Here is a 17,945-nt window from a genome sequence, read left to right as displayed (position 1 = left end):
GTTGATCCGGAACGGGCTGCAACGTGCCTTAGGCCGTAGCCTGATCACGGATAGGCGACACAATGTGAGGTCTGCCCACCCGGAAGTATCCGGGTAGGTCAGATAATCACCGACGCAAGTCAAGCATGTGAAGCGTTGCACGAAACGCCAGCTCGCGTTTCGCATGCTAAGAGTGCGCCTTTGAGAAGGAACTGTCCACAACTTGGACGGGACATGATGATGATTGCAGCATTCCATGCCGATTTCCGGTCCTGCCAAAATCGTTGCTGCTCTGATCGCTGCCGAACGCCCGCTTCTGGGTCATTTCCGGACCTTCGCGGGTTCTCGTCGAACCGGTGTTTCCTGCCGGCCCGTGGGTTGGCCGGGCGGCCGGCATCGCCCTGATTGCCTGGGGCACCGCAACGCTTTTGGTCTGACGACCAGGGCCGCCTCGAATGTCGCATTTGCAGGAGGAGGGCGGGCCCGGGCGGCACATCAGAACCAATCTGCATAACGAGGTGGCCAGCAAGCAGGCCGCCTGGCTCGGGCGCGGCAGATCATTCACACGTGAACCATTCGCCAACCGAGCGGGGACACCCTAATTGGTGGTGACTTGCGTCACCGCCACGCCGGTTATCCTGCCGTTCCCGGCTGTGTAGGTGAGCGTCTGCGTGACCGTGGTGTCCTTCTGGTCGGGAGACGAAGGAGGATAAGAGGCGGCGAAGCCGAAATGGCCGTAACGATCGGGCTTGGCGGCGCCAAATTTCGCGGCCACGTCGCTCAGCGGCGCTCCGACGCCGGGCGTATCGAGTTCAATTGCTGTCAGGCTGGCAGGTGCGCCGGCGCATCCTTCCGGCACCTTGCCTTCCGGGTTCGGCTGCAGGGCGACGGACAGGACACCGTGGTCGGAGCCGCCCATCTCGCCGGAGACGAACCAGAAGATCGACGGCGATCCGCCGGCGTCGGGGCCGGCATAGCAAAGCCAGTGGCGTGAATCTCCGGCGTCGCCTTCATCGTGCATCGCTCCGCCGAAGGCTTTTTCGACATCGGCAAGCGTGGTTTCCTCAAGCTTTATCTCCAGCGGCCCGGCCTTGACCTGCTTGAACAGCGGGCTGGCCACCGGCGAGTTGATATCGCCCAGGGATGGAATCGCCCGGTCCGGGTTGAGCGGCTTGGCCAGCGTCGTTGCATTGGTCACCAGTCCGGCAACGATGAGGGCGAAATATCCGGCGTTCTGTCCCATGCCGATCTCCTGTCGTTCGAAGTGAGGGCGGAAGGATTTGCGAGCGGGTGCTACCCTGTCTGGTTGATACCCAAACCGGTGCACGACGAACTGGTCCCAAGATAAATTCACAACGGCGCAGCCTTCAACGTCATTCCGGCGACTTGGCAACCAAAGTGTAATCGAGGCTCACAGTTCCTTCTCGGCCAGCTCGCGAAATGCGTCGGGAACCGACCGCTGTAGCCCGAGCGCGACCGAGGCGTAGCCCACCGCCTCCCAGCCGAAGCGGTCGCGGATCTTGTCGACGGCGCGGTCCGCGGTCCAGCGCGCCGCGCCCTTGCTGGTGCCGGGGCGGCGGCGGTCGTCGTCGAGCCCGAGCGGCAGTTCCAGTTGCAGGCCGGCATGCTGCTCCAGATGCGATACGGCGATCGCCAGCAGCGAGATTGTCTTTTCGTGCGGATGGTCGATGAGCACCTTGCGCACCAGCGCCTCGGCGATCTCGGCCAGCATGGCGGTTGCCGATATCGGCTGGTCGAGCGTGATCGAGCGCGTCACCGAGCGCAAATCGGCAAAGCGGACGCGAACCGTCACTGTACGGCCGGGCCGGGATTTCGCCCGCAATCTTGTGGCGACCCTGTCGGCCAGATGCAGCAAAGCCGGCACGAAGACCTGCTCCTCGGCCGGTTTTCGGCCAAGCGCCGACTGCGCACCCGCCGAGCGCGCCCGGCGCTGCGTCTCGAGCTTGCGCGGATCGCGGTTCCACGCCAGCGCGTTGAGTTTCTCTCCCGCCGCCGACCCGAGCAGGCGCTCAAGCGCCCCACCATTGGTCTTCGCCAGCTCGCCGATGGTGTTGACGCCGATGCCGGCCAGCCGCTGCCTGGTGACCGGGCCGACGCCCCACATCAGCTCGACCGGCAGGTGGTGCAGGAATTCCAGCTCGTGGCGCGGATCGACCACCACCAGCCCGTCCGGTTTTGCGACCTGTGAGGCGATCTTGGCCAGATGCTTGGTGCGGGCTACGCCGACCGAGATCGGCAGGCCGAGCTCGGCCCGCACGCGGCGGCGGATCTTGCCGGCGATCTCGGCCGGCGAGCCGAACAAATGGGTGCAGCCGGCGACGTCGGCAAAGGCCTCGTCGATCGAAATCCGCTCGACCACCGGCGTGAAATCGCCGAGCACCTTGATTGCCGCATCGCCCAGCCGCTGATAGTCCTTGAAATGGCCGCCGACGAAGACGAGTTGCGGGCAGAGTTCCCGCGCCCGCCGTCCCGGCATACCGCCGCGCACGCCGAACGCCTTGGCTTCATAGGATGCGGCCAGCACCACGCCGCCGCCGACGGCAATCGGCTTGCCGCGCAAGGCCGGGTCGAGCAACTGTTCGACCGAGGCATAGAAGGCATCCAGATCCGCGTGGAGGATGTCGGCTTCCATCCGGCCCGTTCGCCCGCGGCGGTTCGAACGCCGCATTGTCTCGAGTTGTGATGAGAACATAGAGAGAACATTTTGGGTGGATTGTCAAGCAGCGCGGAGGCGGCCGCAGATGACGAGCGCGCGGCAAATGTTCAGCCGCGCAGCCGATCGCGGGCCTGCATCAGCGCGAATCCCAACAGGTTCTCGCCGCGCCACAGCAGCGGGTTCACCGCCCTCTCGTCATTCGCCGCAAGGCCGATACCCCACACCCGGTCGACAGGGCTCGCCTCGACCAGCACCCGGTCATGCGTCGACAACAGATATTCGCGCAGCGCCGCGTTCTGACGGAACTTCTGAAAGCTCCCTTCAGTGACGATGCGATATTTGTCTGCATCCCATTTGGTGCCATCGAAGCCGCTCACCTGGCGGCCAAGCTGCTTTGCCTGCTTGGGGCTCGCCGCCCTGAGGATTTGTGTTGCCGTCGGAGCATCACCGAACAGTCGTGCCTTCTCGGCCATCATCCAGTGTTCGGCAGTCGGATAGCTCAGGCCATCGACGGTAAAGGGCGCATGCCACCACTGGCTGAAGCACGACGTGCTTATTCGGCCGTCCTTAGACGGCTGATGGCCCCAGAAGAACAGGAACTTCTGCCGGGGCTTTGCGCGAAAGGTTTTCTCAAGCCAGGTTCGGTCGTAAATCATGGGCGGATGGAGCAGGGCGAAAGGCCGGCTTGTCAATGCTCCATCCAGAGTGGGTAGCGAAGATGAGCGGTGGGCGTGAATGCGATGAAATGCTGATCTACAGCGCCATCTTGTAGCCGAGATGACTGGCGGTGAAGCCGAGGCGCTCGTAAAAAGCGTGCGCCTCCCGTCGACCTTTGTCCGTGGTGAGCTGGACGAAGCTGCAATTGCGCGAACGGCATGTTTCAATCGCCCATTCGATCATCAGCTTGCCGACGCCGCGCGAGCGCCATTGCCGGGCGACGCGAACGCCTTCGATCTGGCCGCGCCAGGCGCCTTTTCTGGAAATGCCTGGAAGGAAGCTGAGCTGCAGCGTTCCGACCACTTGCCCGGCGTTGACCGCGACGGCCAGCAACTGGTTGGGATCGGTATCGATTGCGCTGAAGGCATCGAGATAGGATGGCGCAAGCGGCGTGGAAGGGTCTTCCCGGTCTGCGCCGAGCACATCGTCGGCAAGCATTGCAACGATCGCCGGCAGGTCGGGCGCCTGCGCGCGACGGAATTCGATCTCGCTCATCGCGCGGAGACATACGGCGCGGTGTCGGCGATCGCAACATCCGTTTTGCAAGGGAGGCCCGCGCGCCTTCAGATCGCCTCGAGCGCCCAGAGGCGGTGGCCGTAGCGGCGGAAGAAGCGGGCGAAGAGGCGCTGCTGCCTGGCGCGGGTGAGGTCGGCGGCGCGCCTTTCCTGTCGCCAGTGCGGCATGTTGCGGAACATCGACAGGAAGCGGGCGGCATCCTCGAGTGCCTCCTCGGCTGACTGCGCCGGGCGGATCGCAGCCAGGAACAGAGCGCGGCTCGGCTTCATCCGGTCAATCGCCGCCTTGCGCTGGCGATGACCCTGGCGTGCCTTGCGGATGCCGTCCTGGCGGATGGCCGCGAAAGCGGCAAGCATGGCCGGGCTGTCGCCGCTATAGCCGCAGGCATGGGCGAACTGGGCTGGGTCCATCGTCATTCCCTTGCTGCCGGCCGGCCGCGGTTCTGTTGCTCGCGCCGATTCCAGTCCTCACCACGTATAAGCATAACTCAAATAACTGAACAAGTGAAACTTTCACGTTGATGTAAGCGGAACCGACTCGACTCCGCTCCAAAAACCGATAATGTTGCGAACAAAGCAGGAACAACGATGGGGATGACCATGGCATTGGCAGGCAAGGAAGCGACGATCGCCGATGTTGTCTCGATTGCCGTCGAATGCATCGACTGCGGCCGCAACAGATGGTGGAAGCCGGCCGAGCTCAAGCGGCATGGGGTGATGCCGGAGACACCGCTGGCCGCACTTTCGGGGCGCCTGATCTGCAAGGCCTGCCGGGCCGACGGCCTGCCGGGCGCCGCCGTCTCGATCCAGGCCGCCTTCATCGACGACCGGCAACGGACCCGCGCCGAGGCGCGCCTGCTCAACGGTCGAGAGCTGCAGTCGAGGCGGGCTTGAGGGGGGCGGGGACGGTGTTCTTCCTTCTCCCCTTGTGGAAGAAGGTGGCCGAGCGAAGCTCGGTCGGATGAGGGGTGTTGGACGGATCGCGGAGTTGAAGACGTAGGGATTTAGACTAGAATCATCCAAATATTTTTAAACGCCTCATTTCTTCCAACACCCCTCATCCGGCTCGGCGCTACGCGCCGATCCCCCTTCTCCCACAAGGGGAAAAGGGAAAGCTCCCTCCTCAATACCCCAGCAGTTCCTTGAGCGGGATGACGCGGAAGACGTTCTTGATGGCGTAGCGGTTGAAGGACAGCGTCTTGGGCGGGTTGTACTGTTCGACGATCAGCTCGGCTGCGGTGCGCTTGACCAGCTTCTTGATGAAGGCCTTGCCGTTTTGCTCGTTCTCCTCGGGCAGGGTCTCGATCACCACATGGTCGCCGGGCAACGCTTCGCGGCCGCCGCAATAGATCATCTCGCCGGGCTCGTAGCGCGGCACCATCGAATCGCTCAGCACGTGCAGCGCAAACACATTGCGCAGATGCCGGATCCCCGGCGGCCGCTGGACATAGCCGGCCGGCTGGCCGTTGAAGGTGAAGTCGCCATCGTCGCCGCCGACGGCGGTACCGAGAAGCTGGATGTCCATCGGCCCGGCGGGCAGGGGGCCGGGATCGGTGACGATCTCGGCATCGGCGACCGGTCCGGCATCTTCGAGGAAAACGACCTCGCCCTTGCCGAGCGCCACCGGGTCGACGCGCAGGAAAGCGGCGGTCTTCAAAAGGTTCTCGGTCTTGGGCAGGTTGCGCCCGGTCTCCCAATTGCCGACGGCAGCGACGTCGGTGTCGTTGTGCTCGGCAATGTGACGCATCACCAGGCCGCGCTGCTTGCGCGCCCGGCGGATCGCCGCTCCGACCTTGATCGACAGTGCAGTTTTCGCCATGGCTCCATCTGAGGCATAAGATTCGGTTTCGTCTATGCAAGAATCGCTTGCATTACGATTTGAGTTATGCTCTTATGTAGGCATGCACAAGTCGCTTCGCCAGCTTTCGGTCCTTGAATCCGCCGTTCAGCGCGCCGGCAGCGCTCGCCTGGAGGCGGTAGCGCAACCGATCGCCGGGGCCATGCATGTGCCAACCCTTTCCCCTTCGTCGCGGCTGTCCTCCTCCCCGGCCGGGACGATGCCCGAGGCTCGCGCCTCGGATCCGGCAGCGCAAGCGGCCGGAACGGCCGGAGCCGTTCCCCTCACGACTCCGGCCACGAATTGCCTGCCGGCCGGCAATGCGGAAGCCGCGGTTTCCTGCATCCGCACCGAAGACGGCACGGTCATCGCCTTCGACGAGCGGACGGGCAAGGCAGTGTCCGGCGCAACAAGGCAGGCGGCCGAGATGAAGCGCGATCGCAGCAGACCACGCGAAGGCTGACCGGCTTTCGAGCCTGAGACCGGCGAAGCCGGCGCCGCACACAACCATTTTTGCAGGGAATGAAACATCATGGCCGCCCGCTATTCCGCCTCGGAACTGGAACAAATCGAGAACTGGCTGACGAGCGGACTGTCGGCCGCGAAGATCGCCACCCGGTTGACCGCGCTGCGCGGCCGCCCGGCCTCGCGTGCAGCCATCATCGGCATCGTCCACCGCACCGCCCGTTTGCGCACCATCGGCCTTGCCAGATCCAAGGGCTGGTGTGGCGGACGCTCTGGCGGCCGGCTCGGAAATTCGGCGCCTGAGCCATCAAGCACTGCTGATCAAGCGGAGTCGGCTCCGAAGGCCGAGCCACGCTGCCGCCCGGCAAGGCTGTCGGCCAGGCTGGCGCCGCCGGCCTGGCAGCCGGGTCCGGCTCGGATCACCGGGACCGATGGCGCACCGCTCGAAATGCCGGCGCCGCGCCCGATCGCCGCCGGCGGCCGCCAGCCGCATTTCGCCGCCATGCGCTTCATCGATTGCCTGTTCGAGCGCTGCCGCGCGCCGCTCGACACGACGCCGCAGGAGGATGGGGAAAACGACGCCCCCGGCAGCCGGCCAGGTTTGGACATGCTGTGCTGCGGAATGCGCACGAACCCATCGAAAAGCTACTGCGCCTATCACGCGGCGCGCTTCCTGCGCACGCTGCCGGCCGAAGCGATTTGAGCCCGCTGCAATGAGGCTGGAAGTTAGCCAGAGCCCGACGACCAAAACCCAGGAGGACCGAGCCGATGAGCACCAAAACCGCCCAAAAGGTCAAAGCCAGGCCACCGAGATTGCCGAAAGGCGAGGCCGAGCAGGTGCGCATCCGCAAGGAGATCGGCCATGATTTCGCACTGAAGGACGATCGGTTCGGCCGCAAGCGGCTGGCGAAGGGGACGCAGGAAGGAGCGCGCCTCTATGAGGTCTCCAATGACGGCCACACAGCGACCGGCGGCATCGTGCGGGTGCGCAACGTCGACCCGCTGAGCGGCCTCACCTCGCTGTCGCGCCAGCAGCGCGAGGCGGGCATGCGCTACCGCCAGGATTTCCGCAACTCGTCCGAGGCAACCGCCAAGCCGATGGCCTGGGCCGAGCGCGTCGACGGCGGCCGCACCGGCAGCGGCGTCGCCGAACACATCCTGTCCGCCGGCCGCGACCATGCCGATGCCACCAGGGCGCTTGCCCACTGGGAGATCGCCGGCATCGTGCAAAAGGTCTGCTGTGCCGACGCAACGGTCAAGAGCCTGGCCGAACAGGCCGGCGAGCCGCGCGACGTGGTGGTGAAACTACTCAAGATCGGGCTCGACATATTGGCCGTGCATTACGGCATGATGCTGATGCGCAAGCCGAGGTGAGAAGCCCCGCCGATCCGGCCGGCACTACCGGCCGGATCGATCCGTCAACGACGGCAGACACGGATTCTTTCGATGATCCGGTGGTGATGACGCCAGTGCCTGATGACTTCGGTGTGGCAGCGCCGGTGGTACCGGTACCGGTAGCGCGGCGCGTAGTCCTCGTTATAGACATCATAGCGGTAACGGGGGACGTACTCATCGTCGTAATCGGAATACCGATGGTGGCGATAGTAATAGTCGTCGTCATAGCCGTTGCCGATGCCGATGGTGACGCTGCCGCCGGCATTCGCCGGGCCGATCACGGAAGCCGCCGATGCGATGGCGATCACCGAGGCAAGCAGGAGCTTCTTCATAGCTACCTCCTTCTTTAACGTCCCTCTAATAGAAAAACCCCCGAGGGGCAGCCTCGTTCCATAGATTGGCAAGATGTAACGAACGGACGGGCCCGAAGTTTAGCGCCTGCTGGCGCGAAAACGCCGCTGGCTGCGCCGGGGTCGTCGACGCAGCGTGGCCGCTCCTCTCATCAAACAGCGGCAATCGCGCGTCAGTCCCGTTTTTTGCCGACGTCTGCCTACAGAACATGGCCCAGTTCCAGCAAAACGAACGCGGTCGCACCCAGCACAGCGAGGGCGTAGGCCGCATAAAGAACAAGCAGCATTACCTCAAAGTCCCGGACGAAGCTTGCGGCAATCCTGGTCTCCTTAGGCTCTGCTTTCTCGATGCGGTCGGTTTCCAGCTCCTCCGTTGCCACGACGAGGCAGACAATCCTGTCGTTGTCGGCCGCCTGCAATATCCGTTCCGTCAAATCGACTGCAATCACTGGATCATCGGCCAACTGATCCCGCGATAGCCGGCTTTCAGTGACGGTCTGGATTTCACGCTTTCTCACGCACGCATAATTGCGTTGACTAAATTAGGTTCCACTAAAATAGATAGATTGCCTCGACCCGATCACGACGTGGTGAGGTGTGAGCCCAGCTGGGCGGGGAACCCCCGCCCGAGGTCCGCATTTGTCGACTGTCGGGGTGAATCGCGATCCGCATCCTCCGATCAAAGGGCGCGGGCTTCTTCATAGGCTGCTACGATGCGCCGGTGCTGGTAGATCGCAATGCTAAAGCCGCCAAACCTTCATATCGCGAACGCAGCGCCGACGTCTTCGGTGCTGACCGGTTATGACGAAGATCGCATGCTTACTTATATCCGGCTGCTCGACGCTTCGGCGGAAGGAACGGACTGGCGCGAGGTCGCCCGCATCGTCCTGCATCTTGATCCGGAGCGGGAGCCGGAGAGGGCTTTCCGGGCGTGGGCGACACATCTGGCGCGTGCACGATGGATGACCAGGAAGCGGAACGAGTTGCGCCAGTAGCATAAAGAGCGGTGCGGACGAGCATCCTGACATTTAAGCGGAACTGCCGTTTCGGTCTGGCCGTTGAGGGAGAAGGCCAACATGGAAAAGCGCCCAATGACTTCTTGGCGAGCCAATACTTTCGAGCTGTGCTGCCTTCTTGCAGTTCCGCTGTCGCTTCTCCTTACCGTTTTCCTGGCGGGTCTCATCCTTAGCTGACCCCCGCATGGTTGCTTGCCGAGAGGCTGAGTCGTGATCCGACAAGATCCGGAACCGTTACTTTACAGCCGCCGCCATCACATCCGAAAACAGCGCCCGCTCTACCGCCGGTTCCAGCGTTTCGGCGAAGGGCGTTGCCAGGTGGTGGCGGTCGCGGAAGGCTAGTTTGCCGTCGATGAAGACGTGGCAGGTGGTCTGGTCGCAAAAGCGGTCGGTCATGTCGATGTAAGCAGCGTTCGGTGTCGAGCGCACGATATCGCGCTCGATGGTGGCGATGTCGTCGTTTGCCGCCATGATCCGGGGCGTGTCGCATGTCGCGGGCGTCTGGCCCCGCCACAGCGCCCGCGCCACGCATTTGTCGGCGTAGCTTGCATTGTAGGGAACGTCCCTGATGACCGCGACCTTGATGCCGGCCTGGCTGAAGGCCTGAAGCGTCCAGGTGAGCCCCGTCCGCCACTGCGCTTGCCAGTCGGCGTGCTTCAACTCCTCGGGCGATTCCTTCATCACATTGCCGATCGAGAACTCCGAGATCACCACCAGTTGCGGGTGGAGCGCGATGATGTCCTTGACCGACTGCTCGCGCCATTGGTCGCATTCGGTGTAGTCGCGCTTCAGCCGCCAGTTCCAGGTCGTCACCCGCGAAGCCCGGCAGGAGGATTTGAGAAAGGTGACGACGCGAAAGTTGTTCTTCTCGGCCGCCTTGATCAGCGGCGTCGACCAATGGTCGGCATGCGAGTCGCCGAACAGCACGACCGAGCGCTGGGCATCCTTGCGGCCGAACATGCAGGGTTTTGGCTTGACGGTCTCGAAATCGAGCACGCAGCCGCCATTGCTCGCGCGCACAGTGGAGAGCTGCGCGGCGCTGTCGGCGATGACGTGCTGTTCGGGGCTGAGATTGTGCTCGGCAAAGCGCGCATTGCCATAGGCCGCGACCACGCCGGCGCCGGTCAGCGCGACGGCGGGCACCAGCGCCCGCGCTGCTCCGGCCATCAGCCAGCCGTTGCGGCGGATCGGGTTCTCGATGAAATGATAGGTGAACATCGACAGAAACAGCGTCAGCGCCGCGCAGGCAAGGCGGTCCAGGATGGACAGGCTGGGAACCACCATCGCCGCATAGACGATGACCGGCCAGTGCCAGAGATAAAGCGAATAGGACAGCCGGCCCAACCATTGCATGGGCGGCAGCGCCAGCAGGGCGCTCGGCAGATTGCGGCCGCCGCTGCCGCTGAGCAGCAGCAGCACGGTGCCGACAACAGGCGCCAGCGCATTCACCCCGGGAAATGGCGAGTCTTCGTCCAGCATCAGATAGGCCCAGGCGATCAGCGCCAGACCGAGGCATGCCTGGAGCGTGGCCAGCAGCGGCCGGTCGCGCCAGATCTTTGCCGGCGCCATGGTCGCGAGGCCGCCGGCGGCGAATTCCCAGGCCCTGAGCGGCGAGAAATAGAAGGCCCAGGGCTGCGACACTTCCGTCAGCCAGGCGCAGGCGGCGAAGGAGGCCGCGCCGGCGACGCCGATGACGATTATAGCGGCGCGCTTGCCGGGACGCAGCCAGGCGGCGGCAAGAAGCAGCGCCGGCCATGCCAAATAGAACTGTTCCTCGACCGAGAGCGACCAGAAGTGGATGAACGGGTTGTTGGTGGCGTCGGCGGCGAAATAGTCGAACGACCAGCGGATCAGCCAAAGGTTGATCATGTAGGCGGAGGCGAACATGGCGCCTTTCGAATAAAGCGCCTGTTCCTCCGGCGACAGGATGAAGTAACCCGCGAACAGCGTGGCGAGGATGACGAACAGTGCCGCCGGCAACAGGCGCCGGGCGCGCCGGGCGTAGAAGCGCCAGAGGTTCAGCCGCCCGGTCTCGGTAATTTCCGTAACCAGGTGGCGGGTGATCAGATAGCCGGAGATGACGAAGAAGATGTCGACGCCGGCAAAGCCGCCGGGCAGGCCGGACAGACCAAAATGGAAGGCGATGACACCCGCCACCGCCAGCGCGCGCAGCCCTTCGATGTCAGGCCGAAATGATGCCGACACAATCACCTCATGCAAGGAATGCCCACCTCGCAGAGGCTCGACCCGATGCGACGATATTGCAATGCAACAAATCTAACGCAGTGCAACATAGGGGGAGGGCGCGGCTCCTCCAGTTCCTCGCGTGGGCGGTTCACTCACACGAGCGATTCGAGAGCGACTGATATGGCAGCGAAGCGAAGGGTGCCGAGGCGATCACGCCTTTTTCAAAAACTCGGTCTTCAGCACCAGGCCCTTCACCTGCCTGGTGCTGCATTCGATCTCGCCGGGATTGCCGGTGAGGCGAATATTCTTCACCAGCGTGCCGCGCTTGATCGTCTCCGACGTGCCTTTGACCTTGAGATCCTTGATCAGGGTCACGGAGTCGCCCTCGTGGAGCGCCGTGCCATTGCTGTCTCTTATGATCGCGTCGGTCATGGCAGGTCTTTCGTGGGACTCCGGTGGGAGGTGGTCGGGCCAGTCCCCGGCCTATCCCACGCTCGGCGACAAGGTCAAGCGGGGTCAAGCGTCAAGCGGGGTCAAGCGTCAAGCGGGCCGTCCGCCAATACTATGCGGGAACGGCCGACCGGAAAACCCAGGTTGCAAGCAGACGGTGCCCCTGGACCATAATGTCATTGCCGCTCCGGCCGGCGTCGCGATTTCAAATGGCTAGGCACCCGCCGGTATGAGTGCGGACTGGAAGGTCGCGAAAGGGCCGCCCGCCCTTTCGCTTGGCCCCCATTTCGCTTGGCAAGAAGCCGACGGTTACTTGTTGAGCTGCTTGGCCATCTTGCAGAAGTCGGCATGCATCTTGGCAATGCCTGCGTCGCTGCATTCCTTCAACATCATGGCCCGGTCGCTCGTGGACATGGCCATCCATGCCGCCTTGAATTCGGCTTCCGACTTCATGGTCTTCATGCCGGCGTCGGTGAAGAAGGGCGTCATTTTCTGCGGATCGTCGAGCGCCGAAGTGCCAGTGGCACCGGCGGCAAGCGCTGCGCCGGTCATCATCGAAAGGGCCATCGCGCCCATGCAAAGCGTCTTGATATTCATGATCATTCCTCCTGAGCTGCTGCTTTGAGGTTGTCCATCAGCGATCTACGAAGGAACGGTGTTTTGACCCAAAAGTTCCACGTTCTGGCGCAGACATGGAACAGGATTGCCCGTGACGTCATTAATGCAAAAAATTCTACCATGACTGAATTTGCCGCGCTGCCGACCAGGGCAATCGGCGTCCAGCTGGGTGAGACGCTGCGAAGTTGCAGGCCGGCTCAATATGCCCGATCATGGCGACGGCGGAGCGGAGGTATCAAGTGGCGGCAAATCGTCGAAACGACGCGCACCTGTCGGAGCCCCGGCGGGCGGGCATCGTTTCCGCGGCCAGGGCGCTTCCGCGCACATCGTTGCCCAGCGTAGCGTCGGTCGTGACGGCCGTCGCGGCGCTCTATTTCGGGCGCGAGGTCTTTCTGCCGATCGCAATCGCGCTGCTGCTTACCTTTGCGCTCGTGCCCATGGTGTCGGCACTCAAGCGCGCCGGCATCCCGCGTCTTCCGGCCGTGATCGCCAGTGTGCTCGGCGCATTCACGGTGCTGGCGCTGTTCTCCTTCATCGTCGCCACGCAGGTCAGTGAACTGGCGCAGAACATTCCGCTCTACCAGGCGAATATCCTGACCAAGGTCCGGTCGCTCAAGGAAACCGGCGTCGGCGGCGGCATCGTTTCCAGATTGAGCCGGGTGATCGAACGCGTCGGCCAGGAACTCGACAGACCCGAGCCCGTACAACCCGCCGCCGATCAGCCTCCGCGGGAACCGATCCCGGTCGAAATCGTCGCGCGCGAACGACCGCTCGAGGTCCTCCAGAATCTGATCGGCCCGCTGCTGAGCCCGCTGGCATCGGCCGGACTGATCGTCGTGGTCGTCATATTCATGCTGCTCGAGCGGGAGGACCTGCGCGATCGCTTCATACGCCTCGTCGGCTACGGCGATCTGCATCGAACCACCGAGGCGCTGCAGGATGCCGGCAAGCGCGTCGGCCGCTATCTGCTCATGCAACTGGTCGTGAACATCGTCTATGCCGTCCCGATTGCAATTGGACTTTGGCTGCTGGGCATACCCAATCCATTGCTGTGGGGTTTGCTGGCGCTGGCGCTGCGCTTCGTTCCCTACATCGGCCCGGTCATCGCGACGCTGTTGCCTCTGTTCCTGGCGCTTGCCGTGGCGCCCGGCTGGTCGCTCGTGCTCTGGACCGCAGGGCTTTTCGTCGTGGTCGAACTGATCACCGGCAACGTGATCGAACCCTGGCTCTACGGCTCGCGCACCGGGCTGTCGCCATTGGCCATCATCGTTGCGGCGATCTTCTGGACCTGGCTCTGGGGGCCATTGGGCCTGGTTCTGTCGACGCCGCTCACGGTCTGTCTCGTCGTGCTCGGCCGCCATGTGCCGCAGTTCGAATTCCTCGACGTTCTGTTCGGCAACGAACCCGTGCTCGAACCGCACGCCCGGCTTTACCAGCGGCTGTTGGCCGGCGATCCCGAGGAAGCGACGGACCATGCCGAGGAGATGCTGGACGAAGAATATCTGGTCGAGTTCTACGACAAGGTCGCGATTCCCGCACTTCTGCTCGGCGAGCAGGACCGGGTGCGTGGTGTGCTGAGCGACGAGCAAAAACAGCAGGTCGCGGGCAGCGCGCTGACGATGGTGGCGAACCTCGACGACAGCGCGCAGGAGGAGGCGGAAGCGGACGACACGGCCGCGGCCGAGGACAACGGCTCACGCGAGGACAGGCACGTTCAGGGGGAGGTTCAGGGCGAGGAGTACACCGAACTGCCGGATGGCACGGGCATGTCGGTGCTGTGCGCCGGCGGGCGCGGCGAACTCGACGACGCGGCGGCCGCCATGCTGGCCCAGGTGCTCGAAGTCCAGGGCGCTACGGTGTTGAGAGCGAGCTTCGCCGAGATGGAACCGGGGAGCATTCGCCGCCTTGAGCTCGACGCCGTCGATAGTGTCGTCATCGGATTTTTGAACCGGGATTCCGTCAAGCACGGGCGGTTCCTGGTCCGTCGGCTGAAACGCACCAAACCAAGGTTGCGAGTGGGCATCGTGTTGTGGTCGGAAGCCGACAGCGACAACCAGGAGGCAGATGCCAGATTGGCCAACGAGATCAACGCCGATTTCGTCGCACATGGCATGGTAGACGCGGTGCTCGGTGCGTTGTCCAGCGCTCCGCCGGTGGCGCTGAAGACCACCGCCAAACGCCGCATGCGCCGCCTGACGCCGGCGCGCAAGAAAGAGCCGCTCGCCGCGGCAAAATGAGTGCGGCGAAGACTGCGGCAGGTCGGGTTATTACCGCTTTCGCGAAAGTGGTAATAACGAAACGGATCAGGTTATCTTCGCAAGGTCGCCCTGAACCGTCCGCCACGGCAAACGGCGCCAACCATCATATAGTCCAGAAATAGCGCACGGTATGGAAGAAGACCGGGGCGGCGAAGACCAGGCTGTCGGCACGGTCCATCATGCCGCCATGGCCTTCGATCAGATGGCCCCAGTCCTTTACGCCCTGATCGCGCTTGATGGCGGAGGCGACCAGCCCGCCAAGGAAGCCCATCAGGCAGGCGATGAAGGCGACGCCGGCTGCCTGCAGCGGCGAGAACGGCGTCAGGAACGACAGCAGCGCGCCGAGCAGGCTCGACGCCGCCAGCCCGCCGACCAGCCCCTCCCAGGTCTTCGACGGCGAGACCGTCGGCGCCAGGAGATGCCGGCCGAACAGCTTGCCGAAAATATATTGCAGCACGTCGCTGCCTTGCACGGCGATGATCAGGAAAGCGATCAGCAACAGGTTGCGGCCTTCGAAGCCTGGCACTTCGAGCGTCAGCAGCGCCGGCACATGGCTGACGCAGTAGACCGAAATCATCACCGCCCATTGCTGCGCCGAGACGCGCTCGAGAAAGCGTTCGGTGTCGCCGTGCAGCGCGGTGATCGCCGGCATCAGCAGGAAGCAGTAGACCGGGATGAAGATGGTGAACAGGCCATACCAGGCGGTCCACACCAACCAGTACTGGAACGGGATGACGATGCCGAACATGCCGAGCAGCACCCAGTGGTCGCTGCGGCGGCTGTGCGTCAGCGTCACGAATTCGCGCAGCGCGGCGAAGGAAATCAGCGCGAACAGGATGGTCATGCCGGGGCGGCCGAAGAAGAAGGCGACGGTGATCGCCACCACCATCACCCACCAGGCATTGATGCGCTGGGTGAGGTTGACCAGCGTCGGCGACAACGGCTTTGGCGCGCGCCATGACAAGACGCCGGCGACGACGCTGGCGCTGATCAGCACCGCCAGCAGGCCGACAATCAGAATGAGGGTTTCGTGCATCATAGGCAGCATTTTGCCTTGGTCCTCAATCGTCTCGCTGCGGCCGGGGGTTGAGCGCCAGCAGCGTTTCGCGGGCGCGGTCGAGAAAGGCGCGGCGTTCCTCACCCGGTTGAATGGCGATCGGCGCGCCGAAGACGACGCGGCAAAGCAGCGGCACCGGCACGAATTGGCCCTTCGGCAGCACCCGCGACATGTTCTCGATCCAGCACGGGATGAGCTCGACATCGGGCCGCGCCATCGACAGATTGTAGAGGCCGGAGCGGAACGGCAGCAGCGGTTCGTCGGTCATGTTGCGCGTGCCTTCGGGAAACAGGATCAGCGAATGGCCCTGGTCGAGCACCGACAGCATGATCGAGATCGGGTGCTGCGTTTCATCCGTCCACTGCCGGTGGATCAGCACGGAAGACAGCATGTCCTCGGCAATGAAACGGCGCAGCCGCGTCCTGCTCCAATAATCGGCGGCCGCCACCGCATGGGTACGGGCGCGCTCCTTCTCGCTGAGGCAGGCCGACAGCAGGATGAAATCGCCGTGGCTGGCATGGTTGGCGAAGTAGATGCGCTGCCGGTCCGATGGCTGGCTGCCGTTCCAGATCGGCCGCACGCCGGTGACCACCCAGGCCAGTGCCGACAGGCCGACCGAGGTCATCGTCTGCAGCAGGGTATAGGTGCTGACGCGAAGCTTTGTCATGGACGGGCTCAAAAGAATGCCGCGACGACCGAGGCCGCCGCGAACAGGCTGAAGGCGATACGCTGCTTGGCGAGCAGACGGCGCGTGCCGGCCATCCGCTGGTCGAGCGAGCGGCCGCCGGCCGCCGTGGGTTTCAGCCGCATGCGCGCCAGCACGTCGTCGATCGCCGCAGCGCCGCCTGCTTCGCTGGCGTGGCTGGCCATCAGCCGGAACAGCAGCGCGTCGAACAAAAGCAGGGCCGAGAGAATGATTGTGGCTATGGCACCCGCGGCGGCGATCAGCCAGGCCGCCGCGGACAGCGACGATGTTTGCGGCGCAGTCGCCAGGCCGATGACCGGCGCCGCCAGCAAGGCAGCAGCAATCAACAGCAGCGGCCACGCCACCTGCACCATCAGTCCGGCGGCGAACGTCTCGGCCTTATCTCGAAAGGCGGTCATGTCGCCGCGTCCATGCCAAGATGCACAGGTCGGCCCACGGCGGCGAGCTGGCCTCGCGCCTGATCCGGCGTGGCGGCCCGGCCGCTGGCGACCAGCCATTCGGCGACGACGGCGGCGCTGCGCTGGAAGCCGAGCGCACAGCAGACCAGCACCGTGCCCTGGCTCTGCGCCGTCTCGATCGCGGCCACCGCTTGCGCACGTGCCTCGCGAGACGGCGGCAAAAGGTCGACCATGGGCAGGCTCAACCAGCGGATCGAGGCGCCACGCGGCCGTTCCAATTCGCCGGCAAGGTCGATCACCGTGCCGAAGGCGTCGGCCTCGGCGGCGGTCGGAAAACGGCCAAGGGAAACACCGTCGGCGATGACGATCTGCGCCGGGAGCTTTCGCGTCCATGCCCACACATTGACCTTGGCGGCAACCCGGTAGGGCCACAGCAGAAGACGGCTGGCCAGCGACACGCCGCCATCGGCTGTTTTCTGGAACACCTTGGCGCCGGCGCCGGCATAGGCCAAAGCGACTATGGCCAGCGCCAGTGCCGGCCACAACAGGATGAGCCACAGCGCCGAGACAGCGCCGGCCAGCGCAAAGGCTGCGCCAAGCGCATAGAACAGCGCCAGGAGCCGCGCTTTCGGGTCCGCGGTCAGGCGGAAGCCGGCGAAAGGCAAGGCGCCGTCGCGCGGAAACAGCCACAGCGCGAAAAGGCCGAGCAGCGCGCCGGTCGGTATGTCGATGAAATGGTGCTGCCACGTCGTCAGCACCGAGGCGCCGATCAGGAAACACCAGACATGCCAGGCGACGCCGGCGATGCCGGTCAATCTGTGACGCCAATGGTCCCAGATGATGACCAGCAGTGCGATATGCAGCGACGGCGCCTGGTTGAAGGGTTTGTCGAAGCCGCCGAGCACGGCGAACATGAAGCCGGGCAGGCCGCTCGTCTGCGGGCGCACGAACGTCGCAGTCAGCGGGAACAGGATGAAGCAGGCGACGGCGACGATCTGTGCCGTCAGATAGCGGCCGGCGAGGCGGTCGACGCCGCTCTTCGAATTGTTCAACAGCAACGACAAGCCATAGAACAGGTTGATCGACCAGTAGGGCACGATCGTCCAGGCAAGGAACGGGATGCCATGCTCCCAGCCGAACACGATGCTGCCGATATCGTCGCGCCGCGACGCCAGCCAATTGGCGAAGCCGTAGGTGGCGTAGAAGAACGGCGCCAGAAATGACAGCCACAGCGCGGCGCGCAGGACTATTCCGGCATACGGCTCGTGCGGCAAGGCCGGCAGGGCAGGGGCATCGCGAGGAACGGCAGAAGCAGGCAAG

At 64.1% G+C, this 17,945-nt stretch carries 21 protein-coding genes; 6 read left to right on the top strand and 15 right to left on the bottom strand.

Annotated features, from left to right (window positions below; genetic code table 11):
- Positions 1-577: 577 nt before the first annotated feature.
- The 5 genes from NKH41_RS22220 to NKH41_RS22200 all read right to left on the bottom strand — a co-directional run bounded on the left by NKH41_RS22220 (position 578) and on the right by NKH41_RS22200 (position 4,305).
- The gene (locus tag NKH41_RS22220) at positions 578-1,222 is read right to left on the bottom strand and encodes a hypothetical protein (RefSeq protein WP_352770568.1); all 645 of its coding nucleotides are present in this window, start codon (positions 1,220-1,222) and stop codon (positions 578-580) included.
- A 168-nt stretch (positions 1,223-1,390) separates the two neighbouring features.
- On the bottom strand, positions 1,391-2,632 hold the full coding sequence (gene dinB, locus NKH41_RS22215; RefSeq protein ID WP_352770571.1) for a DNA polymerase IV: 1,242 nt from the start codon (positions 2,630-2,632) through the stop codon (positions 1,391-1,393).
- 131 nt (positions 2,633-2,763) lie between these two features.
- Entirely contained in the window at positions 2,764-3,312 is a 549-nt protein-coding gene (ybiA, locus tag NKH41_RS22210) for a riboflavin biosynthesis intermediates N-glycosidase (RefSeq protein WP_352770574.1), read from the bottom strand.
- A 97-nt stretch (positions 3,313-3,409) separates the two neighbouring features.
- Positions 3,410-3,868 carry a GNAT family N-acetyltransferase gene (locus NKH41_RS22205; protein WP_352472143.1) on the bottom strand — a complete coding sequence of 153 codons (459 nt, stop codon included), beginning with the start codon at positions 3,866-3,868 and terminating at the stop codon, positions 3,410-3,412.
- A 68-nt stretch (positions 3,869-3,936) separates the two neighbouring features.
- Positions 3,937-4,305, bottom strand: coding sequence for a hypothetical protein (locus NKH41_RS22200; RefSeq protein WP_352770576.1), 369 nt, complete (start codon positions 4,303-4,305; stop codon positions 3,937-3,939).
- A 177-nt stretch (positions 4,306-4,482) separates the two neighbouring features.
- Between NKH41_RS22200 and NKH41_RS22195 the strand changes: the two genes are divergently transcribed.
- Positions 4,483-4,782, top strand: a complete 300-nt coding sequence (locus tag NKH41_RS22195; protein ID WP_352541175.1) for a hypothetical protein — start codon at positions 4,483-4,485, stop codon at positions 4,780-4,782.
- Between the two features lie 229 nt (positions 4,783-5,011).
- Here NKH41_RS22195 and NKH41_RS22190 read toward each other — a convergent pair whose 3' ends face one another.
- Positions 5,012-5,707, bottom strand: a complete 696-nt coding sequence (locus tag NKH41_RS22190; RefSeq protein ID WP_352457320.1) for an XRE family transcriptional regulator — start codon at positions 5,705-5,707, stop codon at positions 5,012-5,014.
- A gap of 238 nt (positions 5,708-5,945) precedes the next feature.
- Between NKH41_RS22190 and NKH41_RS22185 the strand changes: the two genes are divergently transcribed.
- From NKH41_RS22185 to NKH41_RS22175, 3 genes are all read left to right on the top strand, one after another.
- A complete protein-coding gene (locus NKH41_RS22185) occupies positions 5,946-6,188 on the top strand; it encodes a hypothetical protein (RefSeq protein WP_352501225.1) in 243 nt (80 codons plus the stop codon).
- A 69-nt stretch (positions 6,189-6,257) separates the two neighbouring features.
- Positions 6,258-6,893 carry a high mobility group family protein gene (locus NKH41_RS22180; protein ID WP_352501224.1) on the top strand — a complete coding sequence of 212 codons (636 nt, stop codon included), beginning with the start codon at positions 6,258-6,260 and terminating at the stop codon, positions 6,891-6,893.
- A gap of 65 nt (positions 6,894-6,958) precedes the next feature.
- On the top strand, positions 6,959-7,564 hold the full coding sequence (locus tag NKH41_RS22175) for a DUF6456 domain-containing protein (RefSeq protein ID WP_352770578.1): 606 nt from the start codon (positions 6,959-6,961) through the stop codon (positions 7,562-7,564).
- A 44-nt stretch (positions 7,565-7,608) separates the two neighbouring features.
- Here the strand turns inward: NKH41_RS22175 and NKH41_RS22170 are convergent, their stop codons facing one another.
- Together NKH41_RS22170 and NKH41_RS22165 are read right to left on the bottom strand one after the other, a co-directional pair.
- Complete coding sequence (locus NKH41_RS22170) at positions 7,609-7,917, bottom strand: hypothetical protein (protein WP_292664589.1); 309 nt, start codon at positions 7,915-7,917, stop codon at positions 7,609-7,611.
- Positions 7,918-8,135: 218 nt separating this feature from the next.
- Positions 8,136-8,453: a hypothetical protein gene (locus tag NKH41_RS22165; RefSeq protein ID WP_352453504.1), complete on the bottom strand. Its 318-nt coding sequence runs from the start codon at positions 8,451-8,453 to the stop codon at positions 8,136-8,138.
- A 219-nt stretch (positions 8,454-8,672) separates the two neighbouring features.
- Here NKH41_RS22165 and NKH41_RS22160 point away from each other — a divergent pair, with 219 nt between their 5' ends.
- The gene (locus NKH41_RS22160; protein ID WP_352472134.1) at positions 8,673-8,930 is read left to right on the top strand and encodes a hypothetical protein; all 258 of its coding nucleotides are present in this window, start codon (positions 8,673-8,675) and stop codon (positions 8,928-8,930) included.
- 255 nt (positions 8,931-9,185) lie between these two features.
- Here NKH41_RS22160 and NKH41_RS22155 read toward each other — a convergent pair whose 3' ends face one another.
- From NKH41_RS22155 to NKH41_RS22145, 3 genes are all read right to left on the bottom strand, one after another.
- The gene (locus tag NKH41_RS22155; RefSeq protein ID WP_352472133.1) at positions 9,186-11,156 is read right to left on the bottom strand and encodes an acyltransferase family protein; all 1,971 of its coding nucleotides are present in this window, start codon (positions 11,154-11,156) and stop codon (positions 9,186-9,188) included.
- 192 nt (positions 11,157-11,348) lie between these two features.
- Positions 11,349-11,570 (bottom strand): alkylphosphonate utilization protein, encoded by a 222-nt coding sequence (locus NKH41_RS22150; RefSeq protein WP_023675660.1) that lies wholly within the window; start codon positions 11,568-11,570, stop codon positions 11,349-11,351.
- A 327-nt stretch (positions 11,571-11,897) separates the two neighbouring features.
- Positions 11,898-12,185, bottom strand: coding sequence for a hypothetical protein (locus NKH41_RS22145; RefSeq protein ID WP_352770580.1), 288 nt, complete (start codon positions 12,183-12,185; stop codon positions 11,898-11,900).
- A 260-nt stretch (positions 12,186-12,445) separates the two neighbouring features.
- On the opposite strand from NKH41_RS22145, the gene NKH41_RS22140 reads away from it, so the two are divergent.
- The gene (locus tag NKH41_RS22140; RefSeq protein WP_352934024.1) at positions 12,446-14,443 is read left to right on the top strand and encodes an AI-2E family transporter; all 1,998 of its coding nucleotides are present in this window, start codon (positions 12,446-12,448) and stop codon (positions 14,441-14,443) included.
- 124 nt (positions 14,444-14,567) lie between these two features.
- Here the strand turns inward: NKH41_RS22140 and NKH41_RS22135 are convergent, their stop codons facing one another.
- Genes NKH41_RS22135 through NKH41_RS22120 form a run of 4 tightly spaced genes read right to left on the bottom strand, consistent with a single transcriptional unit; the run spans position 14,568 to position 17,908 of the window.
- Positions 14,568-15,503 (bottom strand): phosphatidate cytidylyltransferase, encoded by a 936-nt coding sequence (locus NKH41_RS22135; RefSeq protein ID WP_352770585.1) that lies wholly within the window; start codon positions 15,501-15,503, stop codon positions 14,568-14,570.
- A 22-nt stretch (positions 15,504-15,525) separates the two neighbouring features.
- Positions 15,526-16,188 (bottom strand): lysophospholipid acyltransferase family protein, encoded by a 663-nt coding sequence (locus NKH41_RS22130; RefSeq protein WP_352770588.1) that lies wholly within the window; start codon positions 16,186-16,188, stop codon positions 15,526-15,528.
- Between the two features lie 8 nt (positions 16,189-16,196).
- On the bottom strand, positions 16,197-16,625 hold the full coding sequence (locus NKH41_RS22125; protein WP_352501219.1) for a hypothetical protein: 429 nt from the start codon (positions 16,623-16,625) through the stop codon (positions 16,197-16,199).
- Positions 16,622-17,908: a phosphatase PAP2/dual specificity phosphatase family protein gene (locus tag NKH41_RS22120; protein ID WP_502895694.1), complete on the bottom strand. Its 1,287-nt coding sequence runs from the start codon at positions 17,906-17,908 to the stop codon at positions 16,622-16,624. The genes NKH41_RS22125 and NKH41_RS22120 overlap by 4 nt, the downstream gene beginning before the upstream one ends.
- Between the last annotated feature and the right edge of the window lie 37 nt (positions 17,909-17,945).

The sequence above is a fragment of the Mesorhizobium sp. M1169 genome, from assembly GCF_040318345.1.
GTDB lineage: Bacteria > Pseudomonadota > Alphaproteobacteria > Rhizobiales > Rhizobiaceae > Mesorhizobium.
This window is presented reverse-complemented; position numbering and strand designations above follow the sequence as displayed.

Excerpts from the sequence above, each read along its gene's own strand:
- NKH41_RS22220 (WP_352770568.1), bottom strand. The coding sequence starts at position 1,222 with ATGGGACAGAACGCCGGATATTTCGCCCTCATCGTTGCCGGACTGGTG.
- dinB (WP_352770571.1), bottom strand. The coding sequence starts at position 2,632 with ATGGAAGCCGACATCCTCCACGCGGATCTGGATGCCTTCTATGCCTCG.
- ybiA (WP_352770574.1), bottom strand. The coding sequence starts at position 3,312 with ATGATTTACGACCGAACCTGGCTTGAGAAAACCTTTCGCGCAAAGCCC.
- NKH41_RS22205 (WP_352472143.1), bottom strand. The coding sequence starts at position 3,868 with ATGAGCGAGATCGAATTCCGTCGCGCGCAGGCGCCCGACCTGCCGGCG.
- NKH41_RS22200 (WP_352770576.1), bottom strand. The coding sequence starts at position 4,305 with ATGACGATGGACCCAGCCCAGTTCGCCCATGCCTGCGGCTATAGCGGC.
- NKH41_RS22195 (WP_352541175.1), top strand. The coding sequence starts at position 4,483 with ATGACCATGGCATTGGCAGGCAAGGAAGCGACGATCGCCGATGTTGTC.
- NKH41_RS22190 (WP_352457320.1), bottom strand. The coding sequence starts at position 5,707 with ATGGCGAAAACTGCACTGTCGATCAAGGTCGGAGCGGCGATCCGCCGG.
- NKH41_RS22185 (WP_352501225.1), top strand. The coding sequence starts at position 5,946 with ATGCCCGAGGCTCGCGCCTCGGATCCGGCAGCGCAAGCGGCCGGAACG.
- NKH41_RS22180 (WP_352501224.1), top strand. The coding sequence starts at position 6,258 with ATGGCCGCCCGCTATTCCGCCTCGGAACTGGAACAAATCGAGAACTGG.
- NKH41_RS22175 (WP_352770578.1), top strand. The coding sequence starts at position 6,959 with ATGAGCACCAAAACCGCCCAAAAGGTCAAAGCCAGGCCACCGAGATTG.
- NKH41_RS22170 (WP_292664589.1), bottom strand. The coding sequence starts at position 7,917 with ATGAAGAAGCTCCTGCTTGCCTCGGTGATCGCCATCGCATCGGCGGCT.
- NKH41_RS22160 (WP_352472134.1), top strand. The coding sequence starts at position 8,673 with ATGCTAAAGCCGCCAAACCTTCATATCGCGAACGCAGCGCCGACGTCT.
- NKH41_RS22150 (WP_023675660.1), bottom strand. The coding sequence starts at position 11,570 with ATGACCGACGCGATCATAAGAGACAGCAATGGCACGGCGCTCCACGAG.
- NKH41_RS22145 (WP_352770580.1), bottom strand. The coding sequence starts at position 12,185 with ATGAATATCAAGACGCTTTGCATGGGCGCGATGGCCCTTTCGATGATG.
- NKH41_RS22135 (WP_352770585.1), bottom strand. The coding sequence starts at position 15,503 with ATGATGCACGAAACCCTCATTCTGATTGTCGGCCTGCTGGCGGTGCTG.
- NKH41_RS22130 (WP_352770588.1), bottom strand. The coding sequence starts at position 16,188 with ATGACAAAGCTTCGCGTCAGCACCTATACCCTGCTGCAGACGATGACC.
- NKH41_RS22125 (WP_352501219.1), bottom strand. The coding sequence starts at position 16,625 with ATGACCGCCTTTCGAGATAAGGCCGAGACGTTCGCCGCCGGACTGATG.